Genomic DNA, 15,344 nt, shown 5'->3' with positions numbered 1-15,344 from the left:
TTGGGGCGGTTATCCCTCATTGGCTTGCGGCCGAGGTTGTGATGAAGAAATAGACCCACTCTCCCTTGAAGCCGGGCGTTTGGGCGCGCGATGCGGCGACCCGCTTTTTCAGGAAGGCGAGGTAGCTTTCGGCGGGTTCCACGATGGGCCGCAGTTCATCGTAGAGCGGCACGGAAGTGGCGAAGGCAGCGGCGATTTCCTGTCCGAACGGCGGGCCGATCGTGATCCGGAGGCTAGGCTGCCCCGGCCGATCCCTTCCGACGCCGAACACGCTCCTGGCCGCATGCCGTTCGAGGGGGATGGTGGAGTTTGGCACCAGGTGAATGACTTCTCCGGCAGCATTGAAGAAGTCGACGTAGACGTAGGCATCGTAATCCGGAGCCGTCAGGTCGAACTGCAGGCGCTGGCCCTCGGTATAGTCGTATTCTGTTGCATGAGCGGTCTCGCCGATCAGGCGCGCGTTGGTGAACTGGTCGGTGGACTGCGGCAGGCCGACGTCGGCAATGCCGGTCAGGGCGCCGCATTGCGGCCTTGGAAGGTGGAGCAGGTTGGCAGTTACCGGCAGGCCATCGCCGACCTGGCTTCGCATCGCTTCGAGCACCGCTGCGCGCATCGACAGATCTGGCACATGGCCGCGCAGTTCGATCGTACCTGTCTCGGGAAGGAAGACCGCGGAAAGGCGGGCGCAGTCGACGCCAGTCAGGATGCCCGTCAGATCGTCGCGCACGCGTCCCGCATTCGAATCCGAGGCGTCGAGCGACTGGGGTGAGACGAAGGCCAGGATCGTGCTCAGCGCGGTCGGGTCCGTTACGATCCGGTCGCCGAACTGCCAGGCGAGTTCGGCCCTTGTATGGGTCTCTGGCAGCGCCAAAGGCGATGCGGCGTCACCCTCCGCGCGGGAGGTCGGCACTTCCACACCTTTCGCCGTCCTGGGCGGTACCCGCTGAATGTCCGGCGGCGCGGTCTCAGCGGACTGCCCTGTGGGTTCAACTGCCAGCGCGGTCCCCGCCGACGGTACGAGGGCCGCAAGTGCTGGTCCCGCCTCTGCGGCGTCAGGGCGGAGCGTGGCAGGGGCGGCGGGGGCGACCGACGGCACCGGCTTGGCCGAAGGAACCTGCGCCGAAAGCGCCGGTCCCGCCTCGGCGGCCCCGGAACGGAGCGCTGCGGGTTCAGCCGCGGGAACGAGCGCGGTCGCGTCGGATTGGGGAATCCGCCCAGCGGCAAGGGTGCTTCCTTGGGCTTTCCCTTCAGCGGCCAGCTCTGCGTCGGGAGCGCGCGCCACGGCGTCTTGGCTCCGGACTTCCTCGGTTTCCAGGTGAAGTCGGCTTTCTGGCGCTTTCTGGGGCGTCACGGGGTGTGGGGCGTAGGCCACGAAGACGATTAGCGCCGCGAGCGCGTGGGCCAGCAATGAAGCGGTGATCCCCAGAAGCCATATTCCCAAGTGGCGCATCACGCACCGCCCGGAGTCACGACGAGCACGATGTCGCGGACACCGAGCGCCTCAATCTCGGCGACGAGCGGCAGCACGTCTTTCATCTCCGCGTCGCGGTGCGCATTGATACGAACCCTGAGGCCGGGCCTGCCCGCGAGCTGCTGCGCAAGCTTGTCCAGCAGGTCCGACGAATCGCCCTTGAGACCATCTAGAGCGAGGGCGCCGTCCTCCGCGATGGACAGTGTCGCGCCGCCCGCGGGCATATCCGCACCGGTCCGGGCGATTGATGGTAGAACCTCGAATGGCGCTGTGGCGTCCATCCTTCCTATCAGCATGAAGAAGACAAGCAGGAAGAAGACGACGTCAATCAGCGCGACGATCGTTTCAGGCATCACCCGTTGCGTCGGTCTATTGAGCTTCATTCGACCGCCTCCAACTGCACGAGGCGAAGGCGCGTTGCACCGGCGAGCGTCAACATGTCCATTGCGCTAACCAGTTGCTGAGCGGTCGCGCGGCTCGAGGGAAACACGACGATAGAAAGGAGCGGGTTCTGGTCGACACTCGTGCGAACCTGTTCGGTGAGATCTGCCGGCGAAACCGCCTGGCCTCTCAGGAATATGCCGCCGTCGGCCGCGATCCGGACAAATAACGTCGTGGTTTCCCGGGGCATGTCCGCGTTGGCGGGGGCCTCGATCGCTTCAGCGGTATCGACGACGGGTATCATGTCGAGGTTGAGGTATGTCGAGGTCACCATGAAGAATATGAGCAGGATGAGCATCACGTCGATCATCGGTACCAGCGAGATCAAGTGGCGCCTCGTGTCCCTTCGGGCGAGCTTCATCTCTCGTCACTCCTCGGCGGCGGACGTCCCCGTATCCTCGACCAGGAAAAACTGCTTTACGGCGGATTCGATGTCATGCGCCGCACCGTCGACGCGGGCAGACAGAAGCGTTGCGCCTATGGCGGCAGGGATTGCGACGACGAGGCCGGCCGCAGTGGTCAGCAATGCCTGCCAGATGCCGCCGGCGAGGACACTGGCATTGGCCGCCCCCTCCGCGAGCGCGAGTTCCTGAAACGACTGGATCATGCCAAGGACGGTCCCAAGAAGCCCGAGAAGCGGGGAAATCATTGCGACGAGTTCCAGAAGTCGAAGGTACCGTCCCATCACCTCGACTTCGGCGTTGCCGCGCCGCTCCAATTCGGTTTCGAGAGGCCGCCTGGCTATGTTCGTAAGCGTTCCCTTCGCGGCGAAGGACACAACCCGGTCGGCGGGCGACCTGCCTTTCGCCAGAAGTGCGAGCGCGGCATCCCTCTCGCCACGTGACCATCGCCCGAAAGCCTCTTCGCGCTGCGTCCGGCCCGAACGCGCCGACAGAAGCTGAAACGCCTTCGTTGCCATCAGGGCGACCGAGACCAGCGAGAGTAGGGCGAGAATCCAGATGATCGGACCCCCGGCGGTGACCAATCCCCCGAGATTTCCCGTCATGGCTATTTCACCAGAGCGGCCGAAGTGCGGCTTTCAAGGGACACCATCGGGAAGCAGTCTGTTTCTTCCTCGTTCTGAGGTTTGCAGATTTCTATCGCATGAAGCAGGACTTCCGAGATGTCGCCGCAGGCGACTTCCGGGATTTCAAAAAGCTTGAGGGTCGTTCGCTCGACCGGGAGTGGCGCTGCGTCGATGTTGAGAAGCCGGTCGATGACGCCATTGCTGTCGAGGATGGCGAGAGACATCTCGAAGCCCTCGAATGCCTTGCCGCTGTCGTTGCGGAACAGGAAAAAAGCCCTGCACGACCCCGATTCCGCATCCTCGAACTTGTTGAGTTCCACGGTCAGCTTGCCGCTCTCGGCCGATGCCGGGGCTGCGGCGAGGTGCAACGTGATAACCAGACCGGCCGCAAGAAGTTGGATCGCGCGCGACATAGGTGTCTTCCTCTCCGCGGACACACCTGCAGATGAAAGGGGAATAGGGGTCAACGGTCAAGTCCCGAAAGACCCGTCCGCAAGTCGAGTCTCGGCGCAACAGGTGACTAGTCATTTGAATTTTCTGTGGTAGGTTTTTGGAAATAGGGAGAAACGGCCGAAAGCAACGGGCGCAGACTTGGCGCCATTCTCGGATGGGAGGCCAAATGGATTTGGAAGCGCTTCTTCGAAGCCACGGAGAAGATGCTCCGAGTGGTCCGAACCTGGAATACGATCCGGCGTTCACCGAAATGGAGATTGCAGCGCAGCGCGGCGAAGAACGTCAGATCGGCGACGAGATCCTTCCTGCTTCGGACCCGGATTACAAGGAAGTTACGGAAAAGGCGCTCTCTGTTCTGGAGCGGAGCCACGACCTGCGAGCGGCTATCTACCAGGCAGAGGCGATGCTGCAGCTTGATGGATTGCCGGGTTTCGCCGAGGCCACGTCTTACGTGCGGCGCTGCCTTGAGGACTACTGGGACACGTGCCATCCCCAGCTCGACGCCGACGATGACAACGATCCGACGATGCGGATAAATGCGGTCCTCGCGATTGCCGACGGTGACAGGATTCTCCGTGGTATTCGCCGGGCGCCCCTGACTGCGAGCCGGACCTTCGGAGCATACTCGCTGCGGGACATCGCCGTGGCGGATGGCGACATCGCCGCGTCTGCGGACATGGAAGACGTGGCTGACATGAGTTCCATCTCCGCGGCCTTCAAAGACACGGCCGAAGAACACCTGAGAAAACTCTACGACGCCGCCGATTCCGCGCTGTCTGACATCCGTGCGATCACCGCGAAATTCGACGCCGAAACGCCGGGGCAGGGCCCGGACCTCGACTCGCTGTCACGTCTTCTGGGCGAAGCGCGTTCACGGCTGAGCGACGCGCTGGGCGGGACCGAGAAGGCGCCCGAGCCGGGGAGCGCCAAAGCGGAAGATACTGCGCCCGCGCCAGTCTCGCGAGGTGGCAGTGGTGGGGGCAGCGTGGGTGGCATCAATTCGCCCGTGGACGTGCAGAATGCACTCGACCGCATAATCGCCTATTATCAACGTGCCGAACCGTCGAGTCCCGTGCCCATCCTGCTCGCTCGCGCTAAGCGCTTGGTGAATGCGGATTTCCTGTCTATCATCAAGGACATGGCTCCTGATGGGGTGGATCGCGTCTTCCTGATCGGCGGGATCGAGGAAGAAGATGACGACTGAAGAAACTGCGGCCGCCGGCGGCAAGGCGAGCGTGACAGAGGGACGTTAAGGAGCTTTAGACATGGCTGGAAGTTCTCAGAAATTCATTGCTAGAAATCGGGCCCCGCGTGTTCAGATCGAATACGATGTGGAGCTTTATGGTGCCGAGAAGAAGGTGCAGCTTCCATTCGTGATGGGCGTAGTGTCCGACCTCGCTGGCAAGTCCGAGGTCCCTCAGCCGACAGTCGCTGACCGGAAGTTCCTGGAAATCGATGTCGACAATTTCGACAGCCGGATGAAATCGATGAAGCCGCGCGCCGCTTTCACCGTGCCGAACACACTGACGGGCGAAGGCAACATGGCCGTCGACATCACGTTCGAATCCATGGACGATTTCAGCCCGGCGGCCATCGCCTCGAAGGTCGAACCGCTCAAGGAACTGCTCGATGCACGAACACAGCTGTCGAACCTGATGACGTATATGGACGGCAAGTCGGGCGCGGAGGAGCTGATCGCTAAGATCATGCAGGATCCGGCGCTTCTGAAGACGCTGGCCGCTCAGCCGGCGCCAAAGACGGGCAAATCGGAACAGGAAGGCTCGGAGTAAGCAATGGCCGAAAAAGAAACGGAAGCCGCAGGCGCAGCTGGCGAAACGGTATTCGGATCGTCGGATTTCGAAGCGCTCTTGCAGAAAGAATTCCGGCCGAAGTCGGACCAGGCGAAGACAGCGGTAGAGCAGGCGGTTAAGACGCTCGCTGAACAGGCGCTCAGCCATACTGCGCTGATCTCGGACGACGCGCTGCGCTCGATCGACAGCATCGTGGCCGAGATCGATCGGAAGCTGACGGAGCAGGTCAACCTGATCCTGCACCACGAGGATTTCCAGCAGCTTGAAAGCGCCTGGCGCGGCCTTCACTACCTAGTCAACAACACCGAGACCGACGAGATGCTGAAGGTCAGGGTCATGAACATCTCCAAGAAAGAGATGCACAAGACCCTCCGGAAGTTCAAAGGTGCGGCCTGGGATCAGTCGCCCATCTTCAAGAAAGTCTACGAGGAGGAATTCGGACAGTTCGGTGGCGAGCCTTTTGGCGCTCTCGTTGCCGACTACCATTTTGACCATTCGCCGCCTGATGTGGAACTACTCGGTGAGATGGCCAAGATCGCGGCCGCCGCCCACGCACCGCTGATCACCGGCGCGAAGCCATCGCTGTTCCAGATGGACAGCTGGTCGGAGCTGGCCAACCCGCGCGATCTCACGAAGATATTCCAGACGCCCGAATACGCCGCCTGGAAGTCGCTTCGCGAGAGCGAGGACAGCAAGTACATCGGCCTCGCCATGCCGCGTTTCCTCGGTCGTCTGCCCTACGGATCGAAGACCGATCCGGTCGACGGGTTTGCTTTCGAGGAGGACACCGACGGTGCCGACACCTCGAAGTACAGCTGGGTCAACGCGGCCTATGGAATGGCCGTGAACATCAACCGTTCGTTCAAACAGTTTGGCTGGTGCTCGCGCATTCGCGGCATCGAGTCGGGCGGCGCCCTCGAGAACCTTCCGTCGCACACCTTCGCCACGGATGACGGCGGCGTCGACCAGAAGTGCCCAACCGAGATCGCCATCTCGGACCGGCGGGAAGCGGAACTCGCGAAGAACGGGATGATGCCGCTCATTCACCGCAAGAACACCGACCTCGCAGCCTTCATCGGTGCCCAGTCGCTGCACAAGCCGGCGGAATACGACGATGACGATGCGACGGCGAACGCCGCTCTCGCAGCGCGGCTACCCTATCTGTTCGCGACCTGCCGTTTCGCGCATTACCTGAAGTGTATCGTTCGCGACAAGGTGGGCTCCTACAAGAGCAGAGAGGACATGCAGGCTTGGCTCCAGAAATGGATCAACCAGTATGTCGATCTGAACTCCGCCACTTCGCCCGAGGAGGTCAAGGCGCGCCAGCCGCTCGCAGCGGCGGAGGTTATCGTCGAAGAAGTCGAGGGAAATCCCGGCTACTATTCGTCCAAGTTCTTCCTGCGCCCGCATTACCAACTCGAGGGGCTGTCGGTCTCGCTCCGCCTTGTGTCCAAACTTCCAACAGAGAAGGGTTGATTCCCCTTTCTAAACAAGCAGATGAAAGGAAATAGATCCCATGGCTTTCGACGCGTTCTGCTATTTTCTCGATAAGAACGTTAAGGGGGAAACCCAAGACAAGGAGATGAAGAGCAACGGTGCCTTCGAAATCCTCAGCTTTGAGATCGGCGCCGAAAACAACATCAACATCGGATCGATCTCGGGCGGCGGCGGCGCCGGCAAAGCGACCTTCAAGGAACTGACGATCACCAAGAAGACAGACACCGCGTCGTGCGAGATGTTCTCGCGACTGTGCGACGGCACTCATTTCGATGACATGGTCATCGTACTGCGCCGGTCCAGCGGCGGGGCCAAGTCCGGTCTGGAATTCCTGAAATGGGAATTCAAGATGGTCATGATCCAGGATATCAGCTGGTCGGGTTCGGACGGGGACGACATCTGCGAGGAAACCGTGGTCATCCAGTACGGTGCCATGAAGGTGACCTACACCCAGCAGACCGAAACCGGTGGCGCAGGCGCGCAGAAGTCCGCCGAATGGAGCCGCGTGCTCAACCAGGCCAACCTCGCCGTCAAGTAACGGCGGGCGCAACGGAACAGAACGCATTCTTTGCGACGGGCGCATCCTGCGCCCGTCCAGATTGACACTGACCGGAGATGAGCTTGAGGGCCGAAGAATTCCTGAAATCGGGCGATCTGGATGGCGCACTTTCGGCGCTGCAGGACTCGATACGCGCCAATTCCGCGGACGCCAAGCTTCGCATATTCCTGTTCCAGTTGCTCTGCGTGCGCGGGGAGTGGAACCGGGCCGTAGCGCAACTCAAGCTTTCTGCGGAACTTGATCCTTCAGCGGTGCCAATGGCTCAAACCTACCGCGAAGGCATAATCTGCGAAGTCTACCGCGAGAAAGTCTTCGCGGGTGAAAAGGCACCGCTTGTCTTTGGCGAACCGCAAGAATGGGTCGCCTTGATGATCGAGGCGACGAAGCTTCAGGCGGCGGGTCAGGCCGCCGAAGCCGCCGCTATCCGGGTGCGCGCCTTCGATGCAGCGCCGGCTGTTTCCGGAGAGATCGACGGCAAGCGCTTCGAATGGATCGCCGACGCTGACATGCGGCTCGGCCCGCTTCTCGAAGTCATTGTGAACGGCCGCTATTTCTGGATGCCGTTCGGCGCGATCTCGGCTGTCGAATTCGACGAACCCGCGGACCTGCGCGACATCGTCTGGACGCCGGCGACCATAACGCTTGCCAATGGAGGCGATGTCGTGGCGCTGATCCCGACGCGCTATGCCGGAACGACCACTCGTGGCGGCGCATCGGAGAAGCTCGCCCGGTCGACGGTCTGGGAAGATCTCGGGCACGATACTTTCGCTGGGGTCGGACAACGGCTTCTGGCGACGGACTTCGGCGACGTGGCTCTCATGGACGTGCGCAAGCTGCGGCTCGACGCGGCGGGCGCTTGGGACACTGCGTCCGATGTCTGACAAGACGATCACAGAAAGGCTGCAGCCCTCACTCCTAGATCGACTTACGGATAACGATCCGGGACAGAAAACGGAGCGGCGGGACGACCGCATCATCGACATCCGCGGTTTGCGGGACATTATACAGCGTGATCTGGTCTGGCTGCTGAACACGAGCAACAACAGGATCGACCCGGACCGCTATCCGAACGCCGCGAACTCCACCCTGAACTTCGGCATTCGCGAAGTTGCTGGAGATTACTCGACTGCCGAACGTGCGGAAATGATCCGGAAGTCCATAGCAACGGCGATCCGGACCTTCGAACCGCGCATCTTTCACGGTTCGGTAGACGTCCAGCTTCGGCTTGGCGAGGAGGAGCGCGAAACCATCGTCACCTACGACATACGCGCCGACATGTGGGCTCAGCCGCTGCCGCTGGAGCTTTATCTCCGTTCACAGGTCGATGTGACCACCGGCGAACTCAATCTGGAAAGGGTCGGCTGACGCGGACATGGACACTCGGATACTCAAACACTATGAAGCCGAGCTGGCATTCCTCCGCGACATGGGCGCGGAATTCGCGCAGGCCTATCCGAAGATTGCGGCCCGTCTCGGAATGGACGAGTTCGAGGTCGTCGATCCCTACGTCGAGCGGCTTCTGGAGGGGGTCGCCTTTCTGTCGGCGCGCGTCCAACTGGAACTTGAACTTCAGTACCCGGCGCTGACGAGCCATCTTCTGGAAATCGTCTATCCGCATTATCTCGCGCCGACGCCGTCCATGATGGTCGCCGCGCTCGAACCGGACCTGCAGAACGCCGCGCTGAACGATGGATACGTGCTTCCACGGCATTCAACACTTCGCAGCGTGCTTGGCGAAGACGACAAGACGGCCTGCGTGTTCCGCACCGCCAGCGACGTGACGCTCTGGCCCGTGACGATCTCCGAGGCTGAGTACATCGATAGCCGGGGCGAGGTCCTCGCCGCAGGTGTGTCGCGCGGAAACGAGGCGCGCGCAGCCATCCGTCTCCGGCTCTGCCGATCCGGCGGCCTGCCAATTTCGGAACTCACGTTGGACAGTCTGGTCCTGTTCCTCGGCGGGCAGGAAGGCAAGAACTGGAAGTTGCTTGAACTTCTGTCAACTCAGGTGACCGGCCTCGCCGGCCGTTCGACGAATCGGCGCGCGGACTGGACCACGGAACTGCCGAACGGAAGGGTGCGGCCACGGGGATTTGAGCCGGAAGAGGCGCTCCTGCCGGCGCCGCGGAGGTCATTCGAGGGCTACCGGCTCCTCCAAGAATACTTCGCGATGCCGGAGAGGTTCCATTTCGTCGAGTTGCAGGACCTTTCGATGGCTCTGGCGCGCGCCGAGGGTGCGGACGTCGACTTGTACATCCTGCTGCGCGAAGGCGACCCGGGCATCGCGGCCAGTGTCACGCCGGACGCCTTCATCCTGAACGCGGTTCCGGCGATCAACCTGTTCCACCGGCGCTGCGACCGCATCCACGTGACATCGAGTGACATAGAACAGCACGTCGTCGCCGACCGCACCGCGCCACTCGACTTCGAGATATATGCGCTCGAGAGCGTGACGGGGGTCTCCGCCGGCGGCGAGGACGACGTGACCTTCCGACCGTTCTATTCCGCTGATGACCTGACTGCCGCGGGGGAAACGCATGCGGCGTACTACACCCAGCACCGAAAGATGCGGGAACGATCTGAGAAAGAGCGGCTGAAGGGGGTACGCACCTCGTATCTCGGCTCCGAGCTTTATCTCGCCCTGGTTGACCCGAAGCAGGCGCCATACAGCGCCGCCCTAGATCAGCTGGCGATTACCGCGATGGTGACCAACCGCGATCTGCCGCTTCTGCTGCCCAATGGCGCGCGCGACATCTTTCACTTGCCCGATGGCGGGCCGGTCTCCCATGTCAGCACACCCGTCAGCCCGACTCGCCCGCGATCGATCCTCGGGCAGGGGGACACGGCCTGGCGCCTGATAAGCCATCTGAGCCTGAACTACCTGTCGATCGCAGAGACTGGCCAAGGCGACAGTGCGGCCGCTCTGAGAGAGCTCGTCGGGATCTATGTGCCCTCCGGCAACCGGGTGCTGGAGAAGCAGCTCGAAGGGCTGGTCTCTGTCAGCACCCGGCCGATCGTGCGGAGGATGGCGGACGAAGTCCTTTCGACTGCCGTCCGTGGGCTCGAAATAACCATCCTTTTCGACGAGAGTTTCTTCGAAGGAACCAGCGTCTACCTGCTTGGCGCAGTGCTGGAACGGTTCTTCCGGAAATACGTATCTATAAACAGCTTCACAGAAACGGTGCTTGTCACTCAGCAGCGCGGGGAGATCGCCAGATGGCGTCCGGAGGCGGGTCTGGGACGGATCATCTGAGCCACCTTGAACGGCTGAGCGCGTCCCCGGAAAAGTTCCATATCTTTCAGGCCTTCAGGGTTCTGGATGCGGCTTTTCCCGATGCGCCGAGGATCGGCAAGAGCCGTCGGCCGCGGGAAGACAAGGTACGCTTCGGCCAAGAGGCGGAACTGTCCTTTCCACCGTCATCGATATCGGAATTCCGTCCGCCCAAGGATGACGCTCCGGGTCGGCTGACCAACAGGGTCTTCGGCCTCTTCGGGCCGCACGGACCGCTGCCGCTGCACCTGACGGAATACGCCCGTGCGCGGCTTCGTCATCATCACGACCCGACATTCGTCGCGTTCGCCAACATCCTCGTCCACAGGATGACGACGCTGTTCTACCGCGCGTGGCTGTCCGGTCAGCCAGCGCCGAGCTTCGACAGGGGTGACAATGACTCCTTCGAAAGGAAGATCGCCTCGATCAGCGGCCACATCGGCGAATCGCATAGGGGCCGTGATGCTTTTCCCGATCTTGCGAAGCGGCACTTCGCGGGCCTGCTCTCCCAAGGCCCGAAGAATGCGCATGGCCTGGTCTCGATCCTGTCCGCGTTCTTTGGCGCGCGCGTCCAGATCCAGCAGTTCGTCGGCAGTTGGCTCGAACTTGAGGCGGGTGACCAGTGGGAGCTCGGCCGACCGGCGGGACTGGGGCGGACGACCTCGCTGGGAAGCCGGGTCTGGTCGCGTAACGCTAAGTTTCGGATCAGGATCGGGCCTTTGTCGCTTGATGAATACAAGCGGCTTCTGCCGGGCGGCGACTCACTCGACCGGCTGCGATCCATTGTGCGAAGCTACGTAGGGGACTCCCTCGACTGGGACCTGAACCTCGTTCTGGTCCGCAACGAAGTCCCGCAGGCAATTCTCGGAAATACAGTCCGCTTGGGCCAGACAAGCTGGATCGGTACCCGCAAGACGGACAATGATGCGGATGATCTGTATCACGAACCCAGTCGCGATACCGAAACCGGAACCATCAGGTTAGGGGAACGCTCATGACAGAAATCAGCCGTGTCGCACTGTTCGGGAAATTGAACGCGCTGGGCTACAAGGCCATCGAGGGCGCGACGGTCTTCTGCAAGATGCGGGGCAACCCTTACGTCGAGATCGTCCACTGGCTGCACCAGATCCTCAACGGCCAGGACAGCGACCTGCACCGGATCATCCGACATTTCGACCTCGATCCGGGGCGCATAGCCAGCGAAATCACCGCCGCGCTTGATGCCTTGCCGAGGGGTGCCAGTTCGGTCACCGATCTCTCCGCCCACCTCGAGGACGCTATGGAGCGGGCCTGGGTGTGGGGGTCGCTTCTCTATTCGTCGAACCAGGTCCGGACCGGGCATCTTCTGCTCGGCATGCTCGAGACGCCGAACCTCAGGAACATCCTCAGGACGATCTCGCCCGAACTCGCGAAGATAAAGGGTGGCGAACTGGCAGAGGGGTTCCATAAGATCACCGACGGTTCTCCCGAAGACCGGATGCGCCCGCAGGATGGCTCGCAGACCGGCGGCGGCGCAGAGCCAGGTGAGGCGTCGGGCGCGATCCCTCCGGCTGCCATGGGCAAGGAGGAGGCGCTCGCCCGTTTCTGCACCGACCTGACCGAGGCGGCGCGGGCTGGCAAGATCGACCCAATCGTTGGCCGGGACGAGGAAATTCGCCAGATCATCGACGTCCTGATGCGGCGGCGGCAGAACAACCCGATCCTGACCGGCGAGGCCGGTGTCGGCAAGACCGCCGTGGTCGAGGGTTTCGCGCTCCGGATCGCGCGGGGCGACGTCCCGCCGACACTTCAGCAGGCACGGCTTCTGGCGCTCGACGTGGGCCTTCTGCAGGCCGGCGCCAGCATGAAAGGTGAGTTCGAGAACCGGCTCCGCAGTGTCATCGACGAAGTCCAGGCGTCGACAACGCCGATCATCATGTTCATCGACGAGACACACACCCTTGTCGGCGCCGGCGGCGCGGCCGGGACGGGCGACGCGGCGAACCTTCTCAAGCCTGCGCTCGCGCGGGGCACGCTCCGGACCATCGGCGCGACGACCTGGGCCGAGTACAAGAAGCATATCGAGAAAGACCCGGCCCTAACCCGGCGCTTCCAGACCGTGGTCGTCGAAGAACCGAGCATCGAACGCGCGGTGATGATGCTGCGCGGCGTGTCGGGGGTTCTTGAAAACCACCATCGGGTGCAGCTTCTCGACGAGGGTATCGAGGCGGCCGTGTCGCTGTCGGCGCGCTACATCCCGGCGCGGCAGTTGCCGGACAAGGCCGTGTCCGTGCTCGACACCGCCTGCGCGCGGGTCGCGGTGTCGCAGCACGCGCTCCCGCCCGAGTTGGATGACGTCCGCAAGCGGCTGGATGCGCTGAATACAGAACTCGACATCATCGCGCGCGACGAATCCGCTGGCTACGACGTCACCGAGCGTCGTCAGCGCGTGCTCGACCTCAAGGCGGATCAGGCGGCCCGTGCGGCCGACCTTGAGAAACGCTGGGAGGCGGAAAAGGCCGTCGTGGCTCAAATCCTCGACCTCCGGTCCCGACTCCGTGCCGGCGGCGCGGCCATCGACGACCCGCAGGCGGCCGATGGCGCTGAGGCATCGGGAGACGTACCGGCCACCGAGGACCGGGCCGCGCTGATGGCCGAGCTTCTGGCCAAGAATAAGGAGCTTGCCGCACTTCAGGGGGAAGCGCCGCTGATCCTTCCCATCGTCGACGCTCAGGCGGTTGCCTCGGTGGTCGGCGACTGGACTGGCATTCCGGTCGGCCGGATGGTGCGTGACGAGATCCAGACCGTCCTGAACCTTGAAGAGCATCTGGCGAAGCGCGTGATCGGACAGGATCACGCGATGAAGATGATCGCGAAACGGATCCAGACGAGCCGCGCGGGCCTTGATAACCCGTCAAAGCCGATCGGGGTCTTTCTGCTCGCCGGAACCAGCGGTGTCGGCAAGACCGAAACCGCGCTGGCGCTGGCCGAAGTCCTTTATGGTGGCGAACACAACGTCATCACGATCAACATGTCGGAGTACCAGGAGGCGCACACGGTCTCCAGCCTCAAGGGGGCCCCCCCGGGCTACGTTGGCTACGGCGAGGGCGGCGTCCTGACCGAGGCAGTCCGGCGGAAGCCATATTCGGTTGTTCTTCTTGACGAGGTTGAGAAGGCTCATCCCGACGTCCATGAAATCTTCTTTCAAGTCTTTGATAAGGGCATGATGGAGGACGGCGAGGGGCGGCTCATCGACTTCAAGAACACCCTGATCCTGCTGACATCGAACGCCGGGACCGAAAGGATCATGGACCTCTGCGCCGACCCGGAGCTGATGCCGGATCCCGAAGGTATGTCCAAGGCGCTGCGCGATCCTCTCTTGAAGGTCTTCCCTCCCGCGCTTCTGGGACGCCTAGTGACCATCCCGTACTATCCGCTCAGCCCCGACATGATCGGCAAGATCACCCAGCTGCAGCTCAATCGGATCACGAAGCGCGTTCGGGAGAGCCACGGGGTGCCTTTTGAGTACACCGATGCGGTCGTCAATGAGATCGTCGGCCGGTGCCAGGAACTGGAAAGCGGCGGTCGGATGATCGACGCGATCGTCACGAACACGATGCTTCCGGACATCTCGGCCGAATTCCTCCGTCGCATGATGGAGGGGGCCGATGTGTCCAGGGTAGCCGTCGACGTCAAGGACGGTGAATTCACCTATGCATTCGAATGAACTGAGGTCGGACATTCCCAAATTGCGCCGCGCATTCTAACCTGAAGAAGTGGCCGGACGAGGAACAGGAGGCTCGCGTGGCTGATTTGGTTAAGAAAAAATTCGTTGTTGATACGGTGATAAACCCGTTCGGCGAAACGAGGACGAAGAAGGCGCCTGACTGGTTCGAGGCCCGGCCGAAGCTTCTCAAATCCATTACCGGCATTTCGGTCAAGAGAACGCTCGACCTCGACCCGAGAAAGTGGAAGACCAAGGACCTCGTCGACGGGGTTTACGCGGTCGCACGCTACGAACTGGCGCTCTTTTCCAGCCAGCTCAGCTCAATCGAGAAGGACATCTTCAAGTCCCTTACCAAGGACGAGCAGAAGAAAAAGAAGTTCTCCAAGAACTCCAATGAGAGCAAGGAAGAAAAGAAGGCGCTGGATGACGCAGAGTCCGAGGTTGAGAAGCTCTACAAGAAGACCGTGAAGGACATCGAGAAGAAAGTCTCGCTGGCGCTTGACGAGGTCGAATCCGACAAGGGCGACAACAAGAAGGCGCTCGCCGCCGGCAAGGAGGCGATCAAGAAATTCAACAGCCTCGACTTCAATGCAATGTTCGACGTCCCGTTCGATGCCGTGATGCTGCACCTCAACGATCTCGCGGCGAAGCTGAAGGGCGGCGGCGAGAAGAAGATGTGGGAGAATGCCAAGGCGGGCGTGGCCACCGCGGAGAAGGTTTTCGCCGGGACGGCGAAGACGGCGCAGAACATAGTCAAATACCTGCTCGACGCCGGTGGCAAGATGGCGGACGACGCAAAGGCGAACCCGGCCCTGCAGAAGGTCGGAGCGTCGATCGAGGAATCCAAAGGCGTAATGACCGCGCTATCGTCGGCGATCGACGAATTCGAGACCGACATGGTCGGGATCCGCAAGCTCATCAAGGCGGAAAAGGCCGACGAAGCCGAAATCTCCAAGGTTGCGGCCGAATTCAAGAAAAAGCATGGCGGAAAGAACTCTGAGGCACTGGCTGCCATCAAGGCGGTTCAGTCCATCAGCAAGGAGTTCAACACGGCACAGCGGCAGATAAAAAGATAGCACAGCCAAGCGTCTCGGCCGAAGAACGTTCGAGA

Annotated in this window: 15 protein-coding genes; 10 read left to right on the top strand and 5 right to left on the bottom strand. The window is 61.8% G+C overall.

Translation table 11 applies throughout. The annotated features are described in order from the left end of the window. Positions 1-16 precede the first annotated feature (16 nt). From ABCN56_RS04865 to ABCN56_RS04845, 5 genes are read right to left on the bottom strand one after another with little or no spacing between them, the layout of a single operon-like run. Positions 17-1,450, bottom strand: a complete 1,434-nt coding sequence (locus tag ABCN56_RS04865; protein ID WP_343079635.1) for a DUF4384 domain-containing protein — start codon at positions 1,448-1,450, stop codon at positions 17-19. After that, positions 1,450-1,854 carry an ExbD/TolR family protein gene (locus ABCN56_RS04860; protein ID WP_343079634.1) on the bottom strand — a complete coding sequence of 135 codons (405 nt, stop codon included), beginning with the start codon at positions 1,852-1,854 and terminating at the stop codon, positions 1,450-1,452. Before ABCN56_RS04860 ends, ABCN56_RS04865 begins: the two co-directional genes overlap by 1 nt. Next, positions 1,851-2,273 carry an ExbD/TolR family protein gene (locus ABCN56_RS04855; RefSeq protein WP_343079633.1) on the bottom strand — a complete coding sequence of 141 codons (423 nt, stop codon included), beginning with the start codon at positions 2,271-2,273 and terminating at the stop codon, positions 1,851-1,853. Before ABCN56_RS04855 ends, ABCN56_RS04860 begins: the two co-directional genes overlap by 4 nt. A gap of 6 nt (positions 2,274-2,279) precedes the next feature. Further along, a complete protein-coding gene (locus ABCN56_RS04850; RefSeq protein ID WP_343079632.1) occupies positions 2,280-2,918 on the bottom strand; it encodes a MotA/TolQ/ExbB proton channel family protein in 639 nt (212 codons plus the stop codon). Between the two features lie 2 nt (positions 2,919-2,920). Further along, a complete protein-coding gene (locus tag ABCN56_RS04845; protein WP_343079631.1) occupies positions 2,921-3,352 on the bottom strand; it encodes a hypothetical protein in 432 nt (143 codons plus the stop codon). Between the two features lie 206 nt (positions 3,353-3,558). Here ABCN56_RS04845 and tssA point away from each other — a divergent pair, with 206 nt between their 5' ends. From tssA to ABCN56_RS04795, 10 genes are all read left to right on the top strand, one after another. Next, entirely contained in the window at positions 3,559-4,596 is a 1,038-nt protein-coding gene (gene tssA, locus ABCN56_RS04840; protein ID WP_343079630.1) for a type VI secretion system protein TssA, read from the top strand. Positions 4,597-4,657: 61 nt separating this feature from the next. Beyond that, complete coding sequence (tssB, locus tag ABCN56_RS04835) at positions 4,658-5,182, top strand: type VI secretion system contractile sheath small subunit (protein ID WP_343079629.1); 525 nt, start codon at positions 4,658-4,660, stop codon at positions 5,180-5,182. Positions 5,183-5,185: 3 nt separating this feature from the next. Continuing rightward, complete coding sequence (gene tssC, locus ABCN56_RS04830) at positions 5,186-6,679, top strand: type VI secretion system contractile sheath large subunit (RefSeq protein ID WP_343079628.1); 1,494 nt, start codon at positions 5,186-5,188, stop codon at positions 6,677-6,679. A gap of 40 nt (positions 6,680-6,719) precedes the next feature. Then, positions 6,720-7,238: an Hcp family type VI secretion system effector gene (locus tag ABCN56_RS04825; protein ID WP_343079627.1), complete on the top strand. Its 519-nt coding sequence runs from the start codon at positions 6,720-6,722 to the stop codon at positions 7,236-7,238. Between the two features lie 83 nt (positions 7,239-7,321). Then, entirely contained in the window at positions 7,322-8,140 is an 819-nt protein-coding gene (locus ABCN56_RS04820) for a type VI secretion system accessory protein TagJ (protein ID WP_343080118.1), read from the top strand. Next, positions 8,133-8,624, top strand: coding sequence for a type VI secretion system baseplate subunit TssE (tssE, locus tag ABCN56_RS04815; RefSeq protein ID WP_343079626.1), 492 nt, complete (start codon positions 8,133-8,135; stop codon positions 8,622-8,624). Before ABCN56_RS04820 ends, tssE begins: the two co-directional genes overlap by 8 nt. Before the next feature lie 7 nt (positions 8,625-8,631). Beyond that, the gene (tssF, locus tag ABCN56_RS04810) at positions 8,632-10,509 is read left to right on the top strand and encodes a type VI secretion system baseplate subunit TssF (protein ID WP_343079625.1); all 1,878 of its coding nucleotides are present in this window, start codon (positions 8,632-8,634) and stop codon (positions 10,507-10,509) included. Then, positions 10,473-11,525: a type VI secretion system baseplate subunit TssG gene (gene tssG, locus ABCN56_RS04805; protein ID WP_343079624.1), complete on the top strand. Its 1,053-nt coding sequence runs from the start codon at positions 10,473-10,475 to the stop codon at positions 11,523-11,525. The genes tssF and tssG overlap by 37 nt, the downstream gene beginning before the upstream one ends. Then, a complete protein-coding gene (gene tssH, locus ABCN56_RS04800) occupies positions 11,522-14,233 on the top strand; it encodes a type VI secretion system ATPase TssH (protein ID WP_343079623.1) in 2,712 nt (903 codons plus the stop codon). Before tssG ends, tssH begins: the two co-directional genes overlap by 4 nt. Before the next feature lie 77 nt (positions 14,234-14,310). Beyond that, positions 14,311-15,309, top strand: a complete 999-nt coding sequence (locus tag ABCN56_RS04795; protein WP_343079622.1) for a hypothetical protein — start codon at positions 14,311-14,313, stop codon at positions 15,307-15,309. Positions 15,310-15,344 lie beyond the last annotated feature (35 nt).

It is taken from the genome of Ostreiculturibacter nitratireducens (assembly GCF_032670585.1).
Classification (GTDB): domain Bacteria; phylum Pseudomonadota; class Alphaproteobacteria; order Rhodobacterales; family Rhodobacteraceae; genus Ostreiculturibacter; species Ostreiculturibacter nitratireducens.
Note: the sequence above shows the minus strand (reverse complement) of the source record. Positions and strands in the feature narration are given on the sequence as shown.

Excerpts from the sequence above, each read along its gene's own strand:
- ABCN56_RS04865 (WP_343079635.1), bottom strand. The coding sequence starts at position 1,450 with ATGCGCCACTTGGGAATATGGCTTCTGGGGATCACCGCTTCATTGCTG.
- ABCN56_RS04860 (WP_343079634.1), bottom strand. The coding sequence starts at position 1,854 with ATGAAGCTCAATAGACCGACGCAACGGGTGATGCCTGAAACGATCGTC.
- ABCN56_RS04855 (WP_343079633.1), bottom strand. The coding sequence starts at position 2,273 with ATGAAGCTCGCCCGAAGGGACACGAGGCGCCACTTGATCTCGCTGGTA.
- ABCN56_RS04850 (WP_343079632.1), bottom strand. The coding sequence starts at position 2,918 with ATGACGGGAAATCTCGGGGGATTGGTCACCGCCGGGGGTCCGATCATC.
- ABCN56_RS04845 (WP_343079631.1), bottom strand. The coding sequence starts at position 3,352 with ATGTCGCGCGCGATCCAACTTCTTGCGGCCGGTCTGGTTATCACGTTG.
- tssA (WP_343079630.1), top strand. The coding sequence starts at position 3,559 with ATGGATTTGGAAGCGCTTCTTCGAAGCCACGGAGAAGATGCTCCGAGT.
- tssB (WP_343079629.1), top strand. The coding sequence starts at position 4,658 with ATGGCTGGAAGTTCTCAGAAATTCATTGCTAGAAATCGGGCCCCGCGT.
- tssC (WP_343079628.1), top strand. The coding sequence starts at position 5,186 with ATGGCCGAAAAAGAAACGGAAGCCGCAGGCGCAGCTGGCGAAACGGTA.
- ABCN56_RS04825 (WP_343079627.1), top strand. The coding sequence starts at position 6,720 with ATGGCTTTCGACGCGTTCTGCTATTTTCTCGATAAGAACGTTAAGGGG.
- tssE (WP_343079626.1), top strand. The coding sequence starts at position 8,133 with ATGTCTGACAAGACGATCACAGAAAGGCTGCAGCCCTCACTCCTAGAT.
- tssF (WP_343079625.1), top strand. The coding sequence starts at position 8,632 with ATGGACACTCGGATACTCAAACACTATGAAGCCGAGCTGGCATTCCTC.
- tssG (WP_343079624.1), top strand. The coding sequence starts at position 10,473 with ATGGCGTCCGGAGGCGGGTCTGGGACGGATCATCTGAGCCACCTTGAA.
- tssH (WP_343079623.1), top strand. The coding sequence starts at position 11,522 with ATGACAGAAATCAGCCGTGTCGCACTGTTCGGGAAATTGAACGCGCTG.